Annotated in this window: 16 protein-coding genes and 1 pseudogene; 11 read left to right on the top strand and 6 right to left on the bottom strand. The window is 42.2% G+C overall.

Annotated features, from left to right (window positions below; all coding sequences use genetic code 11):
* Positions 1-277 precede the first annotated feature (277 nt).
* From L2748_RS20940 to L2748_RS20920, 5 genes are all read left to right on the top strand, one after another.
* Complete coding sequence (locus L2748_RS20940) at positions 278-1,015, top strand: hypothetical protein (protein WP_220782982.1); 738 nt, start codon at positions 278-280, stop codon at positions 1,013-1,015.
* A 141-nt stretch (positions 1,016-1,156) separates the two neighbouring features.
* Positions 1,157-1,786 (top strand): alpha/beta hydrolase family protein, encoded by a 630-nt coding sequence (locus L2748_RS20935; RefSeq protein WP_246616259.1) that lies wholly within the window; start codon positions 1,157-1,159, stop codon positions 1,784-1,786.
* Between the two features lie 227 nt (positions 1,787-2,013).
* Positions 2,014-2,655: a nucleotidyl transferase AbiEii/AbiGii toxin family protein gene (locus L2748_RS20930; RefSeq protein WP_308444250.1), complete on the top strand. Its 642-nt coding sequence runs from the start codon at positions 2,014-2,016 to the stop codon at positions 2,653-2,655.
* On the top strand, positions 2,627-2,857 hold the full coding sequence (locus L2748_RS20925) for a hypothetical protein (protein WP_246616258.1): 231 nt from the start codon (positions 2,627-2,629) through the stop codon (positions 2,855-2,857). The genes L2748_RS20930 and L2748_RS20925 overlap by 29 nt, the downstream gene beginning before the upstream one ends.
* A 45-nt stretch (positions 2,858-2,902) precedes the next feature.
* Positions 2,903-3,097, top strand: a complete 195-nt coding sequence (locus L2748_RS20920) for a type I restriction-modification system subunit M N-terminal domain-containing protein (RefSeq protein WP_220782981.1) — start codon at positions 2,903-2,905, stop codon at positions 3,095-3,097.
* Between the two features lie 217 nt (positions 3,098-3,314).
* On the opposite strand, the gene L2748_RS20915 is transcribed toward L2748_RS20920, so the two are convergent.
* The 6 genes from L2748_RS20915 to L2748_RS20890 form a co-directional block, all read right to left on the bottom strand.
* Positions 3,315-4,940: an ATP-binding cassette domain-containing protein gene (locus L2748_RS20915; protein ID WP_220782980.1), complete on the bottom strand. Its 1,626-nt coding sequence runs from the start codon at positions 4,938-4,940 to the stop codon at positions 3,315-3,317.
* Positions 4,937-6,547 (bottom strand): ATP-binding cassette domain-containing protein, encoded by a 1,611-nt coding sequence (locus tag L2748_RS20910; RefSeq protein WP_220782979.1) that lies wholly within the window; start codon positions 6,545-6,547, stop codon positions 4,937-4,939. Before L2748_RS20910 ends, L2748_RS20915 begins: the two co-directional genes overlap by 4 nt.
* A gap of 270 nt (positions 6,548-6,817) precedes the next feature.
* Positions 6,818-8,980 carry a TonB-dependent receptor gene (locus tag L2748_RS20905; RefSeq protein ID WP_220782978.1) on the bottom strand — a complete coding sequence of 721 codons (2,163 nt, stop codon included), beginning with the start codon at positions 8,978-8,980 and terminating at the stop codon, positions 6,818-6,820.
* Between the two features lie 92 nt (positions 8,981-9,072).
* The gene (locus L2748_RS20900) at positions 9,073-10,041 is read right to left on the bottom strand and encodes a siderophore ABC transporter substrate-binding protein (protein ID WP_220782977.1); all 969 of its coding nucleotides are present in this window, start codon (positions 10,039-10,041) and stop codon (positions 9,073-9,075) included.
* Between the two features lie 56 nt (positions 10,042-10,097).
* Complete coding sequence (locus tag L2748_RS20895) at positions 10,098-11,051, bottom strand: iron chelate uptake ABC transporter family permease subunit (protein WP_220782976.1); 954 nt, start codon at positions 11,049-11,051, stop codon at positions 10,098-10,100.
* Entirely contained in the window at positions 11,048-11,992 is a 945-nt protein-coding gene (locus L2748_RS20890) for an ABC transporter permease (protein WP_220782975.1), read from the bottom strand. The genes L2748_RS20895 and L2748_RS20890 overlap by 4 nt, the downstream gene beginning before the upstream one ends.
* Before the next feature lie 574 nt (positions 11,993-12,566).
* Here L2748_RS20890 and L2748_RS20885 point away from each other — a divergent pair.
* From L2748_RS20885 to L2748_RS20860, 6 genes and pseudogenes are all read left to right on the top strand, one after another.
* A complete protein-coding gene (locus tag L2748_RS20885; RefSeq protein ID WP_220782974.1) occupies positions 12,567-13,331 on the top strand; it encodes an iron ABC transporter ATP-binding protein in 765 nt (254 codons plus the stop codon).
* A 147-nt stretch (positions 13,332-13,478) separates the two neighbouring features.
* Positions 13,479-14,302: pseudogene (locus L2748_RS20880) on the top strand (ISAs1 family transposase).
* A gap of 1,029 nt (positions 14,303-15,331) precedes the next feature.
* Positions 15,332-16,621 carry an NCS2 family permease gene (locus tag L2748_RS20875; RefSeq protein WP_220783353.1) on the top strand — a complete coding sequence of 430 codons (1,290 nt, stop codon included), beginning with the start codon at positions 15,332-15,334 and terminating at the stop codon, positions 16,619-16,621.
* Positions 16,622-16,947: 326 nt separating this feature from the next.
* Positions 16,948-18,066: a glutamate 5-kinase gene (proB, locus tag L2748_RS20870; protein WP_220783352.1), complete on the top strand. Its 1,119-nt coding sequence runs from the start codon at positions 16,948-16,950 to the stop codon at positions 18,064-18,066.
* Positions 18,067-18,497: 431 nt separating this feature from the next.
* Positions 18,498-19,616 carry a glutamate 5-kinase gene (proB, locus tag L2748_RS20865; RefSeq protein ID WP_220783351.1) on the top strand — a complete coding sequence of 373 codons (1,119 nt, stop codon included), beginning with the start codon at positions 18,498-18,500 and terminating at the stop codon, positions 19,614-19,616.
* Positions 19,613-20,878 (top strand): glutamate-5-semialdehyde dehydrogenase, encoded by a 1,266-nt coding sequence (locus L2748_RS20860; RefSeq protein ID WP_220783350.1) that lies wholly within the window; start codon positions 19,613-19,615, stop codon positions 20,876-20,878. Before proB (L2748_RS20865) ends, L2748_RS20860 begins: the two co-directional genes overlap by 4 nt.
* Positions 20,879-20,992 lie beyond the last annotated feature (114 nt).

Genomic DNA, 20,992 nt, shown 5'->3' with positions numbered 1-20,992 from the left:
GTTATAATGGCGGCTTGACCCCAAATGAATCTGAACGAAGATTTTGGAATACGTACAAGTCCGTGTCCAGTTTTACTTGACCACTACAGTTTCACTCAGGCAAAGAAACTGGGAACTTGTTCTTTCTATGTTATAACCCATTGTTGACACTCTGGTTTACTGTTAATCTTGAGCGATTAAAGTATTGGCAAACTGTTCTTATTAAGACCGTTCTTATTCGGAATTCAGCCTAATATACTGTTATGCACACAGATAGATAGTTAGGATAACTATTCAGATGGAAAAGAAACTCAGAGATATCAGATATTACGCTAGCGATGAGCCAAACTCATCAGGAAAAGGTTTTCCTTCAAGTTGTTCTCGTTTTTTTGATTTCCCCAAGAACTTGCACTATTGGGGAGGGCGCATCTCACAAATAGTTGGGCCTGAAGGTTTGTCTTTTGGTGATTTTGATCACCTTTATATTAACTTCACGTCAGGGCTACCGCTTGAGGAAATTCAGTTTTCTGAAAGAGCCCCTGAAGGATGGATGCGCTATATAGATTTTGGTGTGAGCTTCGACACGCTAAAGGGTCTTAATGAACAAGAATTAGAACAGTTCTTAGTAAATAGCACCTTCAAATTATTGTCTTATTTATGCCATGGAGACAAAGAAAAGCTCAAAATTGTAGAGAATGTCAAAAGTAATGTAGAGGAATACGGCTCTGAAGTTGAGCTTCCAGTAAAACTAAAAGAAACAAAATCATACTCAGTTTCCATAACATATAAACTTCGTCCAAATAACGAAGGTTCTTATGGAATAGTGAAATATACAAACCTCAAGTCTGGTGAGTCGTTCAGAGATAGATTTATTGAACTCAAAGCACCTGATGATATATTTCCACTTGTTGGAAGCATCGCTATAAAAGATGGAAAGATAGTTATTAAACCACGTGCGTCATTCAGGGCTGGTCTATATACAAAAAGCTATTCACTCCCATTAGAGATAGATATAGCGGTGAAATTAAGTGCATAACAAGCGCCTGCAATCTGACTCCGCAAACTGTCATCTTTTGTGCATAAAACCCGCACAAAAACTGCCAGCTTGCTACGCAGTTGAGGCCGGCGTTAGCTACTCAGGAGAGTTCGTATCAAATTTTCAATATTAATATGTATATTGTTTTCCTCATTATCTTTTGCAGGAGATATTTACGATAAATTCCCTGAACAAATTAAAGCTAATGAAAAGTATGTATTTTATTCGCATGGTTTCATCGTTGAAGGTACAAATCCAACCCCAAAGAATGAAAGGTGGGGAGTTTATGAGTTCCCAGCAATAAAGAAATCACTTGCTGACAGTCAATACAACTTGATTGCTTATCATCGACCCAAAGGAACAGATCCTTTTGTTCATGCAAAATCACTTGCTAATGATGTTAGGAAATTACTAAAAAAAGGTGTAGAAGCCAACCACATAACTATTATGGGATTCTCTCGCGGAGCATTTATTACTAGTTTAACTTCTCATTATCTAGAAAAAACTCCAGTTAACACTGTTCTATTAGCTGGTTGTGGGCGAATCGTTTCAAATAAGTATTCCGATATTAAAATGAATGGCGCTTTTTTGTCCATTTACGAAACTACTGATGGCGCTGTTACATGTGAAAAGCTCAAAAATAGAAGCCCACAATTAACTTCGTTTGATGAAATTTCTATTACAACAGGCGAAGAACATGGCGCTTTTTATAGACCTATCCATGAATGGGTGGTCCCTGTAAAACAGTGGGTAATTGAAAAGAGTAGCTAACAAGAAATTAGATATGTGGGGTCAGAGTAAACTTTATTTGATTGCCATATTTTTTCTTATTCCATGACCTAGCTTTAGACAGCTTTCTCTAACTAATTTCTGTCCAAAAGTGTGTTTGAAAATGATCAAACTTTATTATAAGAAAACGACATACGCTCTCAGACAAATTATCAAACTATTGAGTTGTTACCGTCCATGACAACCATAATTTTTTATCAAACTTTAATATGGTCGTACATCATCAAATGGTTTTTTCTGGGGGGACTGCGCTAGCCAAGTCAAACGTTAAAATCCTGAGAATGCCAGAAGATGTGGATATAAAGCCCCTTCCCCATCAAGAATTTGGTGAGCTGAGTCGTGGCCAAAAGAAAAACGCCCGCAAGACATGCATTCACGAGATCGAAAAGGCAATCACTCAAACAGAGCGACTTACAGTTGAGTCGCGTCTCGTTCGTGATGAATATCGCTATGTGGAGTTTGAACTCAGATATCCGCAGCAGTTTAGCCAAGCGCCATGTCTTCGTCCCATCATTAAACTTGAGTTAATAGAGACGATCCCCCTGCTGGATCTAGAACCACGGCCGATCCAATCATTGGTAGCGGAACTGTATCGACAGCCACAAGAAGTAAAAGCGTTTGATTGCGTCTCTATTCAAGCGACCTTGGTGGAGAAAGTGATTTCAATGTTGCGCCGTACCATGGCAGTAAAGCGTGATGCGCAACGTAAGGACGATGCCACGCTTGTACGCCATATCTATGATGTTTACTGCATTTTAAAGACCGAAGCACAATTAGAAAACTTCGACCTCACAGCAATGATAGCGTTGTTTAACAAGGGTATTGAAGGAAGATATCGATCGCTTTGGTAATCAACACACTGAGTTTGTTGATTACCCTAAACAAGAGCTACAGATCGGGCTAAAAGAACTTGAAGATAACCCAGTTTTTCGCAAGCGCTTTCAAGACTTTGTTACCCCTTCGGTCTTTAACAAGGACCCTCATGATTTTGATCCCTGCTTTGCCTCGTTTAAACGCATTGCGCAGTCGGAGCCTGTAAATAATTTTGTGTAACTACCTTTCAATCAGTACCCTACATGGGGCAATGGAAGGTAAAACATGAATAAAAAAGAACAAGTCAATAAAACTGTATGGGCGGCCTGTGATACCTTCCGAGGCACGGTAGACCCTTCTATCTATAAAGACTTCATCATGACCATGATGTCGTCAGATAACCAAATATCAATACCTCCCGATCACGCCAACTTTGTTTCTATTCGGCATAATTGGTTTGTCGAGAGGTGTGCTTTTTGAAATTATGACACCTGGATTCATTGTATTTTTTAGGCATGAATATTGAGTTGGATACGAAGATAGATGGCAAGGTTAAAGGAAGACACGCTCAAATCAAAATTGATGATTTAATGAGTGCGCTAACAAAGCCCTCTCGAGGCGGTAGGATAGAGACATCTTCAGTTCTTGCAACGAGCCTTTCCAGCTGCAACACTCGCAGTAAAACAAGTAATATCGTCTACCTTGATTCAAGCGCATGGTGACGAAGAACATTGACTCTTTGTTTATCAATCGTGAGTTCTAGCGTTGGATGCCAAACTTTCTTGTCTGTGTGTGTTACCACAATAACCGTTGAACCTAATGCTTGAATTTGTTGTGCTATGTTCAGTTCAGTTACTTCATCAAGTGCAGAGGTGGCTTCATCTAAAATTAGGATAGGTGCTTTTTTTATTAGAGCACGAGCAATTGCGACTCTTTGTCTTTCCCCTCCAGAAAGCCCTGATCCTTTCTGGCCTACACTTTGGTTTATTCCATCGCCTGATAAGTCAATAAGTTCACTCAGTTGAGCTTGCCTAGCAAAGAGTTCTACTTCAGAATTACTTGCCTCTGGGTTACCCAAACGAATATTTTCGGCTAATGTTCCAGTAAATATTATTGGATCCTGAGCGACATAGGCGATGTGCTGGATTAATATGTCATATGAAATATTCTGGAGGTTTATGCCACCAAGCGAAATATGACCTTGGTTAGGGTCATCAAACCTTAAGAATAATCCTAATAACGTGCTCTTTCCGCTACCACTTACGCCATTGATTAAAACTTTTTCACCTTGTACTATTTCTACATTGGCGCCCTTGAAAAGGTCCAAATAGCCAACATGATTTAGTTCGAAATTGTAGTTATTAGGACTAATAGCATTTTCCGGTTTGGGTTCAGGTAGAGTTGGTACATTGGTTAGCTGGTTGTAATCTCTTATTGAGGACTTTACGTCGTTGATGGCGAAACCGGCTAAGGCTAATTCTCCTAGTGGTGCAGCCGCTCTGGTAATTAATATCAGCAGCCCCAAAATCAATAGTGGTTGGGTAACCCCTTCTACAACTAGATAGATAGTGACGCAGGCCAAAGGGAAGACCGTTGCAAGTGCAGAGATTAAAGTGGCCATGGATGCAGTTAGGTTGATTCTCGAATGTACTTTTTCTTGTGTACACCAACTTTGGTCAATCCTTTCTATCGCCCGTTCAGGTCCTGCCGTTGAGCGAAGCAAATCAATGTGTTCTATGAGCTCGAGCGTTGATTTTGTGGCTTGAACATCAGCGTTGTATCTTTCGCTGTCAGAGTTACTGAGGCGATTCTGTGCTTTGAATTGCAGCAGCAATGCGCTTATCAATGAGACTGCACTGATTAGTGCAATACCTGCTCCCCCAACGATTCCGATGCCAGCGATCAAGAATAAGGGTACTAATGGCGTGTGCAAAAATGTTTGTAATTGGTGAGCAGGGATTGACATAAAGCCAGGAATGCCTCGTTCGGCAAGTTGAGTTAGTTGCGTTCGATGCTGATCGTTAAACCAAGAAAGTTTTGCTTTACTAAGAGATTGACCGACTGCCGAGTACAAATCTCCGGCTAATTGCGCACCAGACAAAAAACCCGCTCGAGTTACTATAACCGTCACCAAAATAGCGACAATTGCTGCTGATATGACACCTAGTGGCGGGGCTTGTTTTACCAATGATAGTGCAAGAACTGTGTAGGTTAAGGCTTCGAGTGCTGCAACCAACACCCATCCAGCTCCCACTCGGTATAAACGATATTTTGCTCTCGCGGGAATGTTTGATTTGGAAGGTGGGGTATTTTGATAAGTCATACTTCTTCATCCTGTAATTGAGCATTTTTTTGTAGTGTCAATATAAAGTCGGCCCGTTGGGCTAGCTCTGCATCATGGGTTACCATGACTATGGTTTTATTTTCTTTCTGCGCGAATTCAGTTAGGTTTTGCATGATGGATAAGGCTGTTTTTTTATCAAGTGCACTCGTTGGTTCATCTAACAAGAAAATGCTGGCTTGATTGAGAAATATACTAGCTAGAGCGCCCCGTTGCTGCTGGCCACCAGAAAGAAGGCTGGCATCATAATCGAGGTTAATATCTACTTCGGCTAGAGCTAAGGCGTCAAAGAATTCGCTATCGCAGGCATTTGGTGCCGTTAGTTGTAAGTTCTGTCTCACTGTCGTTTTAAGTACCGCTATATCTTGAGGAACATAACGTATCGCCATGTGACGTGACATTTCGGTAAGTGTGGACAGTTCATAACTGCCAAGCATGGTGGTTCCTGAATAAGGTACTTCTTGACCGGCTAAAATACGCAGCAACGTACTTTTTCCAATGCCGCTTGGCCCCATAATGGCAGTGCATGAACCTGTTGGAAAGCGGTGGGTGAAGCTATCGATAATGGTTGTGGTGTCATTAATTACCGAGATTTTTGAAGCCTGTAAAGGAAGTGTTTTAGAACCTATATTGACGTTTCCACAACTTATAGGTGTTTGTTTCAAAAGCTTACCAATGTTCTTAGCTGCATTCTTACCTGCAGTGACATAGTCTAATCCGTGACCAAGCTTTAATACTGGTGAAACGACAGCCAGGCCGAAAAAAAATACAGAAGCCATTGCTGATGGACTTAGTCGGTAAGCAATTGAATAAGTTATAGCAAAAGTAGAAACTGCTTGAAGTAAAGCTATAGCGATGGAAGCTGGAAGTGCCACACTCCCTACCCATTTTATGATGCCACTAGTGAAGCGTTGAGTTGCCCCGTGATAACTCGCGAGCGCACCTGATTGAGTTCCATAAACCCGGTTAACTCTAATGCCTCTGGTGTAGTCATTTACTGCGGTGACTATTTCTCCCATGATGTTCATACGTTCTGCACCATATTTAGCTGCGAATCTAGGCAGAAAAACTAGGTAGTATAATGATGCAATAAGGCCTGGGAGTAAGGTTAAGAGCGCTATAGGACCAGCCATATTTAGCATAATGGTAATGGACATTACCGGAACGATAGCGAAAGTTACAAACTCTGAAGGCAGATGAGCAACCATATGATGTAAAGTATTGATGTCTTCTGAAACCAAGCGGCGAAGTTGATTATCACCATACCGAGAGAGAGTCTTACTTGGAAGGCGCGTTAAGTGTTGTGCCACCTGACGACGTAATCTTGCTGAAAATAGAGATTCAGCATTGTGTACTAACCAAGAGGACAAAGATGAGAGCAATGCGCTAAAGATCCAAAGCCCGATGGCTCCGTAAACCCATTGGTTAGATAGATCATCGATTAATTGTATTAAACATAGCAATGCTCCAATTTTTGCCATTGCAGCAAAAATTTCGCTTAGAGTCCCTAAAGTAAGTTTCGCTAATGAGGGCCTTAAGGCCAGCATTAAGGCCGGTGTAACGTAATATTGGCAGAGCTTATTTATCATTTTCTCACCCTAGTTAATCCACAAAGTTGGGATAGAGTGAGTTTTGGTAAGCTTGTTGAGCTCTCTCCATGTTTCATATAAAGCCTATTGAAATGAGGTTGATAGAATTAAACTATTGTTATGAATACAAAGTTATTGAGGAATATAAGTACTGTCGATATACGGAAGCTCCCTTACCATTGACTTTAATCGCTAAAGTTAGGTTGAATTCAAGAGTAGCCGTTCGAAAGTGCCCTTAACCAGAAAGGTCAAGGGCAAAGTTGATCGAGATTAAAAATCGGCTGTAGCAGATAGCATCACCGTACGAGGGGCACCCAATGCAAGGTTAGCGTAATGGGTGGTAGTCCAATATGCTTCATCGGTTACGTTGTTGACCGCAAGACGCCAAATGACACTTTGATTGGCAATGGTTGAGTTATAGCGAGCACCTAGATCAAAAATAGTCTGTGAAGACAGTGATTGAGTGTTTTGTACATCAATATATTGCTCTGACATGTAATTTACTTGACCAATAAGTGTAAGTTCACGCACTGTCGGTAGGTTCCATTCCAATGCCAACTTAGCTTGAAGGTCGGGTAACTTAATCGCTTTTTTCCCCTCAGTTGTGACATCTGTAGCTTTAGTTATCTCTGCGTCGGTATAAGAGATACCACCAGTAAGCGTGTAGTCCTCTAATACCTTACCGTAGAATCCCCATTCAATGCCTCGATTACGTTGCTCGCCATCAAAAGAGTAAATATTTGTATCTGGGTCTTGATATCCGTTGGGCTTTTTAATCTCAAACAGGCTAAAAGTATGAGCAAAGTCGTTCATATCAAGCTTTAGGCCAGCTTCTATTTGTTTGGTTTTTTGTGGTTCAAACGCTTCACCTGCGTTAGCGGCTCCAGAGCCTGCCGTTTTGCCGTTTGTTAAACCTTCTGTGTAGTTACCGTAAAGAGAAGCTGAACCAGAAACTTTGTACAACACGGCAATCGCTGGGGTATAGGTGCTTTCCTTGAACTTGGTGGTAGGAAAAGCATTCCCATTCCAGCTTATACCTGATTCATAATCAATACTTTGGTGACGTAAACCCAATGTGAGTTGGTATTTGCCATCAGCTAAAGATAAGGTATCAGCGATACCATAACTGATCTGTGTGGAATCGACAGGTAATTTATAATAGTTGTCATAGCTAGAATCTTCAGGACCCCATGCTGGATTATATATATTAGCCGTCCATGATTCAGCCGCATTATTTCCTGCGGGATTATCGTTTTTATCTTCTCTAAAGTAGGTACTATTCAGTACTAAATAATGCTCGACAGGTCCGGTGTCAAAATTACTTCGAATTCCGGCCTCACCTGAAGTACGTTTGCTGTCTAGTTTCACAGAACCAAGAGAAACCTCAAGATCACCAGCATGATCTGTAATTTTGACATTTTGGGGTACATTTGAATAAAAATCGGTACGACTAGCCCCTAACGCACTGTAAACTTGTATGGAATCAGTTATATCCAGTTCAGCACGGATCATCATGCCTTTGTCTTCACTGTCGTTGTATGCCCAGCTGGGGGTGAGCAACGTATCTGATGAAGGTGGTGTCGGCACGTCAACTCCAGAAGCTATGCTTAAGCCTCGATTTGCACCATCGATTCGTTCGGTGCTGAAATATAAATCGGCTTCTATTAAGGCTATATCATTACGCCAGTCAAGGCTCAACGATGCGAGTTGTGCTTTACGACTTTGTTCATCAACTGAAGCATCTCCATCTCTGAATACCCCATTAAAGCGAATCCCAAATTGTTCATTGGCACCAAAACGTCGACCAATGTCAACATGACCGCCAAATTGTGCATCTGACATATATGTGCCAGTAAAGGAGGTGATAGGTGTCGCTTGAGCTCGTTTCGTAACTAAATTGATCGAACCACCAACGGAACCGTTCGGTGGCATACCATTAAGTAAGGAAGCCGGACCTTTTAGTACATCAATGCGTTGGTACATCTCTGGAGAAGTTCGATAGTAAGGAGCGATACCATATAAACCATTGAACATTACATCGCTAATATCTGAACTGAACCCTCGTATCTTAAAACTTTCTTTATTTAACCCGGTTTCACCGCTGGTAAAAACAGAAGGATCAGACGCGGAAATGACATCGGATATATCTTGTGCATGCTGGTCTTGAATGTCTTTTTCTGTGTATTCAATGGTATTAAAAGGAGTGTCTAGGAAGACTTTATCACCGAGCATCCCCATATTGGTTGCTTCAATAGCTTGGCCGTGAACAGTGATTGACTCATCGATTTCATCTCCAGCATAAGCGATACTTATGGGCAATGCCGAAGCGCTTATTTGAAATGCGACTAAAAGAGCGATACGACTTGGGGTTGGCTTGGCACTGATTGAGTATTTATTAGATAAAGTCGCTATATGATGATAGTGATGATTCATTGATTATTCCTTTTTAGGGCAGCCCACATCCGCACTGGAAAGCAGTGACGGTTTTTGTTGGACTAAGTTGGTCTAGCTTATTATTTTTAAATCTAGTTTTGATAACCTTTGATAATGTCATCAATCATAATTTTTAGTGATGTGATACTGGCTGAAGCGATGTACCAAGCATCAGCATCAACAAAGATTACTTTACCGTTTTTCCATGCTTTGGTTTGTCGAAGAAGAGGATTTGCCAAATGTTCCGCATCAATAATCAGTTTACCTTCCATGACAGCTGTCCGATCAATGATATAAAGAATGTCAGGGTTGGCTTGATTAATAAATTCGCTGGAAATCGGCTGACCATGTAAATTCGCGGCAACTTCAGTACTCGCAGGTTTAACTCCCAGTACATCAAAGACAAAACCATAGCGAGACTCAATGCCAAATGAGCTAAAAGCACCATTGTTATGCATTACAACTAAGGCCTTTTCTGGGCGTTCAGCCGTGATAGCTCGCACCTTATCGACCTTGGCATCAATTTCAGCGACTTTCTTTTGAGCAAGTTCTTGCTTATCAAAGATCTCACCGAGATCAATAACGTGTTGTTTAATTATATCGACGTGATGTCCATGACTATTACGGAAATCGATATCAAAATGTATCGTAGGTGCGAGCTTAGAGAGTTCTTCATATTGATTGGCATGCAGTGGAGTCATCAATATCAGGTCGGGTCTTAGTTCATAGATTTTTTCCATATTAGGTTGAACTATCGCGCCAAGATCGACAATGTCTGGGGTATTTTTGTATTTCGCCAAAAAATCAGGGATAAAGTCTTTTACCATACCTGCAATCGGTACATTCAACTGGTCTAAGAAATCCACTTCATTCATATCGAGTGCTGCTACTCTTTGAGGACGGTTTGAAATAACGGTTTGACCTAAGTTGTGTTCAATCACGATAGGGGTTTCTAATGGCTGAACGACTTGAGATTGAGCGGCAGTCGGCTCGCAGCCCGTTAGAGCTACAAGGGAGCCGCAAGCAAGTGCGACAGCAAGATTTAGGGGGCTTTTAAACATGGGGTGAGGATCCTTATGTTGCAGTAAGTTGCCAATAAACAGGCGATAAGCAGACTCTATAGCTGGCTTCTTGCTCGCATAGTGAGGACAAGAAAGTACCCGCCACAAAGGACGTTGACCAAAATAGAGACGGTTGTTTTATAATTAAAAAAGTGTTCAACCATCAATTGAGCCATTAGAAACATCACAATCGCGATGATGCAAGCCATCGGTAAGGTGTGTCTGTAACGCGGAGAACCTGTGATGGAATAAGCAATGTTGGCAATGAAAACCCCCATGAACGCCGTTGGTCCAATTAAACTAGTAGAGATGGCCACAAGAATTGCGATGACAGCAAAGTATTTCGGAATATAGTGCGTATCGTTAAGTCCTAATGACATTGCTTGATCTCGCCCTAGCCCTATCACATCTAGCTCATTCGCCCATTTATTAGCAAAGAGGCCGAGAATGCTCAACACAGTACCAGCAAATAACAATGTAGATGGTTTCGCACTTTCAAATGAGGTGTAACTTAACCCCTGTAAGATAGAGAACTCTCCAGGACTGATTCTAATCTGGATAAATTGAGCAACCGTTGTCAGTACCATGGTCAGCACAAATCCAATCAATAACACTTGATGCATATCATGCTGAAATCGCTTGAGCACCCAGAATTGAATAAAGAATGAGTACAACAAAGTGAGTACCGCTGATACGACAAAATTACCGACCACACCCAAAACTGCACTGCCAGAGGTGCCAACAAATAATAAGAGCAGAGCTTGCCATACAAGATAAATGGACTCGTACCCCATAATAGATGGCGTCAATATGCGATTTCTGGCCAAGGCTTGAAAAATGACAGCAGAGATAGCCACACAACTGCCCCCGATTATGATCGCACTGAGTTTAATGATTCTTCTGGGGATGATGTACTCAAGGTCGAACCCTGAATTAATGAAAATAAAAGCGATAGATAACAGGATCACGAGTACAACACTCACTCGTAAGTTTAAGTTGAGTGATGTCATGCTTTTGCTCCCTTAAGCAAAAAGGCAAGAAACATAACTCCACCTACGGCACTTGCGGTCAAACCTACTGGCACCTCGAACGGAAAAAGCACAACCCGACTAATGACATCGCAAAAAATCAGTAGCGAGGCACCGCCCAATGCAACAATAGGTAAAGTGTTTTGTAGGTGGTCGCCGTATTTTAGCGCCACTAAGTTAGGGATAACTAAGCCAACAAAATGAATGGCGCCCACCGTCACTACTGTGACGGCAACCGTGATTGAAACGAGTATCAACCCTAATGCGGCGGTCATGGCGTAACTGATGCCCAAATTGGAGGCTATATCTTCCCCCATCCCCATCACTGTAAATCTATGAGCATAGAGGTAGGTCAACAAGGTTATAGGCAAAATCAAAAAAATGATTTCATAATGCTCTTGGACCACTTTGGAGAAGTCCCCCATCAACCAGCCAGACATACTTTGTAAAATATTGTTTTGATAGGCATAAAATTCAGCAAGTGCACTGAGTACACTACCAAACATCAAGCCAATCACTGGAACCAACGCAGTATTGCTGAACTTAACCTTACGTATTATTGCGATGTAGACCAAGCCAGCGGCAAAGCAAAACAGGACAGCAAAGAGCATACGCTCCAATTTGTCTGATGATGGCAGCATCACGATTGAAACCAAAATACCGAGTTTGGCCGCATCAAGGCTGCCTGTAGTTCCAGGTTCAACAAAACGATTTCTAACGATGTGTTGGAGAATAACGCCACACATCGCCAAGCCGGACCCCGTAAGAATCAGAGCAACTAGCCTTGGTAGCCTGCTGGCTATAATAGGCAACCAAGCTTTCTCATTAAGCGTGGGCAATAATGACCACTCGATCTGGTTCGCACCAAAAAAAAGAGATATAGCGCACAAAGTAAAGAACGCCAGAATCATACGAAAAGTCATTTAGAATGCTCTCCAAAATAGTAGGAATATTGAGGTGCATCTAAATTTAGGGAAAATTCAAATAGGATGAAGTACTCATAAAATAGAATCATCAACAAGAAAATTTCGAATTCTAAAAAATGGTAACTATATTTTTTTTAATGGAAAACAAGGTCACAACTAAACTCTCAAAAATTTTAGAGCTACTACAGATGTAAAGTAATTAGGGTAAAATAGGGCCTCACGAGTCTAGATAAAGTGAAGCTGATAACAATAAGTGTAACGCAAATCATTATCATTATTGTTATCATCACTTATGATACTGCAAACATATAAATTTGCAACAAAACAAGGAGAATTTTCTCTTGTTTTATATTCGAGCTAATGAAGCGGTCTGCCTTTTTACCATTATCGATTGGCATAACTGCTAACGCCATGGATATTAGCTTTTGTATCAAAGTCCTTAAAGAAGCGCTTAGGCACGGCGGTCCACCCTATTTTTTAACACTGATATGTGTGATTATTAATTGGGTCTGCGGTTTTAATTTTATGCTCTTGTTGTTACGCTCCAGAATTCAGTAGAAGGTAGTAAATTGTGATTAAATTAAAAGGTTTAAGTAAGAAGTATGGCAAATCACTGGTTGTTGACGATGCGAGCGCTATGTTCCCAAAAGGGAGAGTTACGTCTATTATTGGCCCAAATGGTGCGGGTAAAAGTACACTGCTTTCAATGGCCAGTCGCCTAACAAGGAGTGATGCCGGTGAAGTGCTTATTGGCGATAAGCTGCTTGCTGAGTGGGATACAAAAGAGCTAGCGAAACACCTAGCGGTACTAAGACAATCGAACAACATCAACATGCGATTTACGATTCGTGAATTGGTTTGTTTTGGCCGTTTTCCGCATTCGCAAGGTCACTTGAAAGACGAGGACAACAAGATTGTTGATACAGCATTAGATCACTTAGATATTACTGATATTCAATATAAATACCTTGATGAGCTTAGTGGTGGTCAGCGTCAAATGGCTTTTATTGCCATGGTGGTCGCGCAAGATACTGACTATATTTTCTTGGATGAGCCGCTTAATAACCTAGATATAAAGCACTCAGTTGAGATCATGCAGACGCTTCGTCGCTTAGCGCACGAGTTCAATAAAGCGATAGTTATTGTGATTCACGACATCAACTTTGCTTCTTGCTACTCAGACAATATCGTGGCGATGAAAAAAGGCCAAGTTGTGGAATCGGGTAAGGTCCCAGATGTCGTGAAAAAAACAGTGATGGAATCGATCTACGAGATCCCATTTGAAATCCGAGAGTTCGATGGTACCCGAGTCTGTATGTATTACTCCGGTCGTTAGTTTTTCTCTAGTAATCAAAAGGGGCTTATTTCAACAAACGACTTTGTTGATAGCCGTGTTGAACAAGCAGAGCGGGATCTCACTTTAAGTTGAACTTTTACACATCATTACGATCTGAACATCGCAACCCATTACTTACTACTAAACATGACGCTTTTGAAACAACTTGAACAGATTGCCGACCCACGTAAAAACATTAATCTAAAGCATAATTTAGTGGATGTGGTGTTCTTGACACTTTGTGCAATTCTCAGCGGTGCAACGGGATGGAAGTCCATCCAGGAGTTTGGGGAGGAGCAACTCGATTGGCTTCGTCTGTACCGAAAATTCTAAAATGGTATTCCTCGCAGACATTGCATTGCTAATATAATCAAAGGACTAGATAGCGATTTGTTGCTAAAAGCCATATTTGATTGGGTCAATGATAAACGACAATCTGACGGTAAAACTATTATAGCCCTTGATGGCAAAACGATGAGCGGCGCATGGAATGAGGACGCGAAGAATGCACTTCATGTTGTCAGTGCATTTGATGTTGGTAATGGCATTGCGCTTTACCAAGATAGTTCTAACTCTAAAGGGAAAGAAGCTGAAATTGCTCGAAACATGATTGACAACATGGCCTTAGATAATGCCATTTTTGCACTGGATGCTCTGAATTGTCAGGTTTCCACCATGAGAAAAATCAGGCAGCGTAAGGGCGAATTTATTATCCAATTGAAAGTTAATCAGCCAATGCTATTCGTGACCACTGTGGAGTAGAGAACCAGTTGCACTGGGTGTTAGATGTTGTATTTCGCGAGTATGCACTGAAGGTAAGGGATCCGGATGGTGCTAAGTATCTTGCTCTATTTAGCCGACCAGCGCTAAATCTGCTCAGACAACATCAGGGTAAAAAAGACAGTTTAGCGGGCAAACGTCGTCGTGCAGGTTGGAGTCCCACATTTCGCTCAGAATTATTATTTAGCTAATGTAACGCTAAAGTGGAATTCCGCCCTGGAACAAGAGCTTCGTATGCTGAGTACTTTGCATGGTATTGGGGGGATTCTGCTTTCTGTAAGTAATCCATTAGAAAGTGAGTTACAGCTGCCTGCTAAAAAGCGTCCAGAAATTGATTGGCAATAGGTAAATCGAATCGTCGAAGAGAACGCTGATTTTAAAGACTTTATTGATCTGGTTTCGAACTACTATCAAACGGGCCGAGTGCGCTGCAAGGATTGGAACCATTAACTTAATAGTTTGTATAAGTTAATTGCTGCTTAGAATGCTTAAACATTCACTCCGGTTAAGTTTTAATTCTATTGACTTGTGTTGACTACTTTATAGTAACTCAATCATTAGAGCTTTTGAACTAGCTAATAATTGTCCAAAAACAAGCTAGAGCTTTAGCCGTAACTCTAAATATTAAAAATTGGGCTTTTCTAACTAGGTGTAGATACGGCTGTGACCGTCCATGACATGGACGTCATGGCCGAGCTTCCATGGATGGACTTGCAGCGTGTCTCAGAAGTGTCTGCACATAAGCTTGCTGCAAGCAATTGGAACCAATGTTGTTGGATGTCACTCTAAACCTAAAAATAACATTATGGCTATGTTGTATAGCCTCTCGGGTACTGGCGAAGTGCCGCAATTTTAGTTGTTAGACGTAGTCTAACTTTCTCGTCGAAAACTCGACAGTCGCCATTGTTATTAACAACAAAACAATCACCCCACAGCAGCTGACTAAATCTGGCTTAAGCTAAACTAAGCATCCTCCAGAGTTGGTAAACTCAAAAACAAACATGTGTTTGAAATTACTGGTCTCAGGCGTGAACCCTCCGTATAATCGATGCGGAATGAATATTGTGAACAACTTTTGTACACATCTACATTGGTACCTTGTTAACCTAGACTAATTGAGCGCTAAATAATGATTGTTTGCTAATTCGAAAAGTCTTGCTTAGGTTAGCAATGAATACACCCTACAAATCAATATAATAAAATCCAAGGGACTTAGTTCCATGTTAGAAAAATTATTCAAATTAAAACAAAATCAAACAACGCTAAAGCAAGAAGTGGTTGCGGGGTTAACGACCTTTCTTACCATGGCTTATATCATTTTTGTAAACCCTATGATGCTTGCTGATGCAGGCATGGATCATGGCGCGGTTTTTGTCGCTACCTGTTTAGCTGCAGCAATAGGCTGTTTAGTCATGGGCTTAGTGGCTAATTACCCTATTGCGCTGGCACCGGGTATGGGCTTAAACGCCTTCTTTACTTATACCGTAGTCGGTGAGATGGGTTACTCATGGGAAACGGCGCTAGGTGCGGTGTTCCTGTCTGGGATCTGCTTTTTAGTTTTGTCTTTGGTACGCATACGTGAGTGGATTGTTAATAGCATTCCCATGTCTCTGCGAATTGGTATTGCTGCGGGTATTGGTTTGTTTTTGGCATTACTCGGCCTTAAAAGTGCGGGTATTGTGGTGGCGAGTCCGGCAACCTTAGTGACCATGGGCGATATTACGGCATTCCCTGCGGTAATGGCGGCGTTAGGCTTTTTCTTGATTATTGCTATGGTGCACCACGGCATGAAATCTGCGGTGGTGATTAGTATACTCGCGATTACATTACTGGGCGTGTTATTTGGTGATGTGCAATACCAAGGTCTGGTGTCTGCGCCGCCTTCGATTATGCCGACGTTTATGAAAATGGATCTGTCAGGTGTGCTTGAAATCAGCATGCTCTCTGTGGTTTTTGCATTTCTATTTGTTGATTTGTTTGATACCTCAGGCACTTTGGTTGCGGTCGCGCAGCGTGGTGGCTTCTTAGATGATAAGGGCCGTTTACCTCGTTTAAACCGTGCCTTAACCGCCGATAGTACCGCAACCATTGCCGGTGCCATGCTCGGTACATCGACGACAACCAGTTATGTTGAAAGTACTGCGGGTGTCAGTGCTGGTGGCCGTACTGGTTTAACCGCTGTTGTCGTTGGCTTACTGTTTTTAGGCGCGCTATTTATCTCGCCACTCGCGGGGATGGTGCCTGCTTATGCGACTGCCGGTACCTTGTTTTATGTGGCAATTTTGATGATGTCTGGCTTAGTGCATGTTGAGTGGGAAGATATCACCGAAGCTGCGCCTGTGGTGGTAGTGTGTATATTAATGCCATTAACCTTCTCTATTGCTACCGGCATCGCCATGGGCTTTATCTCTTATGCACTGATAAAACTGATGAGCGGACGCTATAAAGATTTAAGTGCCGGAGTGGTGGTTTTAGCGGCGCTGTTTATTGCTAAATTTATCTATGGTTAATAGGGGATTTTCATCGGGATTGACTGCGATGACAAGGTGCCCTAATTGTGTTCATCTAAAGAGCAATTTTACGGCCGATTGATTTGCTGTTTAGCGCTAATCAGCGTTGAATCGATTAATGCTAAAAAGCCACACTCAGTGTGGCTTTTCTATTATGAGTGTTAAAAAATATCGCGTTAAACTTCAATGTTCTGCTAACGATTGCCTAAATAATATTGGAACTCTCTAAATCTGCCATTTTTTTCAGTTTCTTTGTTGGTGCTTACTACCATTTGAACCTTAGATTGGGTATAAGGATTTATTCGATATAATTTTGTTAGCAGATAATGAACTTAAGTGAGATTGGCTACCGCCGCGTAGTGGTAAAATTGGGAACGAGTGTACTGACATCTGGCAGCTTAAAGCTAGATAAAGCGCACATGGTTGAATTAGCAAGACAGATGGCCTGCTTAATGAAAGCAGGTGTGGAAGTTGTCTTGTGTACCTCTGGCGCAATTGCGGCAGGAAAAGAGCATTTAGGCTACCCCAAATTACCCGATACGATTGCGAGCAAGCAGCTGCTTGCGGCTGTAGGCCAAAGCCAATTAATTCTTGCTTGGTCGCAGTTATTTAGCATTTATGGGCTGCATGTTGGTCAGCTTTTACTGACTCGCGCTGATCTGCATGACCGTGAGCGCTACTTAAACGCCCGTGACTCATTAAATGCACTGCTAAATAACGGGATTATTCCTATTATTAACGAAAATGATGCGGTTGCGACAGCAGAAATCAAAGTAGGCGACAACGACAACCTATCTGCGCGTGCAGCACTATTGTGCGATGCCGATTTGTTGATTTTATTGACCGACCAAAAAGGTCTGTTTGATGCCGACCCGCGTAAACACCCTGATGCAAAACTTATCACTGAAGTTGAGAAAATCGACGACAGCCTGCGCATGCTTGCGGGCGGTGCGGTTTCTGGCCTGGGAACGGGCGGTATGGCGACTAAGTTAGAAGCGGCTGATATTGCTCGCCGCGCAGGTATTGAAGTGGTTATTGCTTCAGGTCATCACAAAGATGTGATTCAACATGTAGTTTGTAAGCAACCTGTCGGTACTCATTTTACGGCTTTAGAGCACCCGCTTGAAAGTCGTAAACAGTGGATTTTGGCGGGACCAAAAGCGCGCGGACAAGTGGTGCTTGATGTTGGCGCTATAACAGCGGTAACTGAAAAAGGCCGTAGCCTATTATCGAAAGGCATTATTGAGATAAAAGGCCAGTTCTTGCGTGGTGATACTATCGAGCTTGTCGATGCTAAAGGCAAAGTCTACGCCAAAGGCATGAGCCGTTATGGCTCGATTGATGTCGATAAAATTGCAGGAAAGCACTCAGACAATATTGAAGAGGTTTTGGGCTATGACTATGGCGATGCGGTTGTGCACCGTAACGATATGGTCGTGCTTTAACCCAAGCTTTGAGTTAATCAAGCCTAGCAAAGTTTAGCCGTTGTATTTGCAAAATAAACGGCTGAGCAAACAGCCAGCTTGATATATGTCACTGAGCCGAAGTGATGTAATGCAGCAACTTAGTCTTGCTCAAGACTAAGTTGCTCTATACCGGTGTTAACACCAAGATTGAATACAGTAAACTGTATGCTTTATTTTGCATAAAATTGACTAAAGCAATCAAAGTGACCTGTTTTCGTTTTTAACTCATTTTAATTGGTGTATTGCCACTATTTACTTATTTTTCATCAATAAGCTTATTTTTCACTGTAAATGACATTAGCTTGGCTCAAATTCGACCGTGAATTTTTATGCATTTTTTGTAACTTGCTATCAATTTGCGGCTAGATTGGGTATAACGTTAACGAAATGTAATTTTATTAGTGGGGAAAATGAATTTAAGTGAAAGCGGCTACCGCAGAGTAGTGGTTAAATTAGGGACCAGTGTACTGACATCAGGCAGTTTAAAGCTAGATAAAGCGCATATGGTGGAGTTAACGAGGCAAATGGCTGGCTTAATAGAAGCCGGAATTGAGGTCGTCCTATGTACTTCGGGGGCGATAGCCGCAGGCAAAGAGCATTTAGGCTACCCGGAATTGCCAGATACCATTGCCAGTAAGCAGATGCTTGCTGCAGTAGGGCAGAGCCAGCTTATTCTTGCTTGGTCGCAACTATTCAGTATTTATGGGTTACACGTTGGTCAGCTGTTATTAACCCAAGCTGATTTATACGACCGTGAGCGTTATCTAAATGCGCGAGATTATCTCAATGCTTTGCTAAAAAGAGGTATTATTCCCGTCGTTAATGAAAACGATGCGGTAGCAACGGAAGAAATTAAAGTTGGTGACAACGATAATTTATCTGCCCGAGCAGCCTTATTGTGTGATGCCGACCTGTTGATTTTACTGACTGACCAAACAGGTTTGTTTGACGCAGATCCGCGAACCGACCCCAATGCCAAGTTAATTACTGAAGTCGAAAATATCGATGACAGCCTGCGTAAACTTGCTGGTGGTGCAGTGTCTGGACTCGGTACGGGCGGAATGGCGACAAAACTTGAAGCGGCTGATATTGCACGGCGCGCAGGAGTTGAAGTGGTTATTGCTTCTGGCAAACATAAAGATGTGATTCAAAAAGCTGTGTGCTCAAACCCAGTGGGGACCCACTTCACTGCGCTTGAGCATCCACTTGAATGCCGTAAACAGTGGATCCTTGCAGGTCCTAAAGTGCAAGGGCAAGTAATATTAGATACTGGCGCCATAGCGGAAGTGACTAAGAAAGGTCGTAGTTTATTGTCAAAGGGAATTGTCGAAGTTAAAGGACTATTTCAACGCGGTGATACTATTGAGTTTACTGACGGTAAAGGCAAGGTACACGGCAAAGGCATGAGCCGATATGGCTCAGTAGATGTAGATAAAATGGTAGGCAAGCACTCAAACAATATCGAAGATATGCTTGGCTATGACTACGGTGATGCAATTATTCATCGTAACGACATGGTGGTGTTATGAACAACAACGAATACTTAACGGCTTTAGGCCAAAACGCTAAGCAAGCAAGTTATGCCTTAGCTAATTTATCAGGTCAGCAAAAGTCAGCATTATTACGCTGTATTGCGGCAAAATTAACAGATGCAAAATCTGAAATCGTTAGCGCAAATCAGCAAGACGTTGCTAATGCAAAAGAAAATGGCCTATCCGATGCCATGATTGACCGCTTGCTGCTTGATGAAAGCAGACTTATGGGCGTGATTGGCGATATCGACAATGTGATTGGGCTTACCGATCCTGTTGGCAGTGAAATCGATAGTCGCTTGCTAGATAACGGCTTACGTTTATCACGTCGCCGTGTACCACTTGGTGTTATTGGGGTTATTTACGAAGCGCGTCCAAATGTCACCGTTGATATTGCCGTACTGGCGCTTAAAACCGGTAATGCGGTGATCTTGCGTGGCGGTAAAGAGACGTTAACGTCTAATAAGGCATTATGTAAAGTTATCCGCTCAGCGATGGTTGAGCAGGGCTTACCTGAAGATTGCGTACAGCTGATTGATAACCCTGACAGAAGTTTAGTATCTGGTTTATTAAAGTTAGATAAGTACGTGGATATGATTGTGCCACGCGGTGGCCAGAATCTGCAGCGTCTATGTGCTGAGCAAGCCACTATTCCAGTAATTTTGGGTGGTATCGGTATTTGTCATATCTATGTTGATGCTGAGGCGAACCTAGAAAAAGCCATTGCGGTTATTGAAAACGCCAAAGTGCAACGCCCAACAGTGTGTAATGCATTGGATACCGTGCTAATCCACCAAAGCCAGGCTGCAGAGTTTATTCCGGCTCTTGCTAAGCACTTAAGTGGTTTAGGCGTGCAGTTTTATGGCTGTGAACAAACTCAGGGTCTACTCACTAGCGCTGGCATCGAAGTTAACCCTGCCAATGAAGATACATTTGCGACTGAGTGGCTGTCACTGACATTGGGCATTAAAGTGGTTGCCGATTTAGATGGTGCGGTTGCGCATATTCGTACTTTCTCAAGTGGTCATTCTGAGTCTATTTTAACTGACAATATTCACACTGCCAGTGACTTCCTTAATGCAATCGACTCAGCAGCTGTGTATGTTAATGCGAGTACGCGCTTTACCGATGGTGGCGAGTTTGGCTTAGGCGCTGAAGTGGCTGTTAGTACCCAAAAGCTGCATGCGCGCGGCCCTATGGGGTTAGAAGCGTTAACTACCTATAAATGGCTGGCGTGGGGCGATTACACGATTCGTTAATCAGCCTTGATTGCTATGACAACAAAATGTATGGTCCGCCTCGTTATTGCAAATGATATTTTCGATAACGAGGTTGGTTTGCGCTAATGTATTCGGAGTCTTCATTAGGTGCTT

The sequence above is a fragment of the Shewanella sairae genome (assembly GCF_023283535.1).
GTDB lineage: Bacteria > Pseudomonadota > Gammaproteobacteria > Enterobacterales > Shewanellaceae > Shewanella > Shewanella sairae.
The sequence above is the reverse complement of the archived record's forward strand: the minus strand, read 5'-3'. Positions and strand labels throughout refer to the sequence as shown.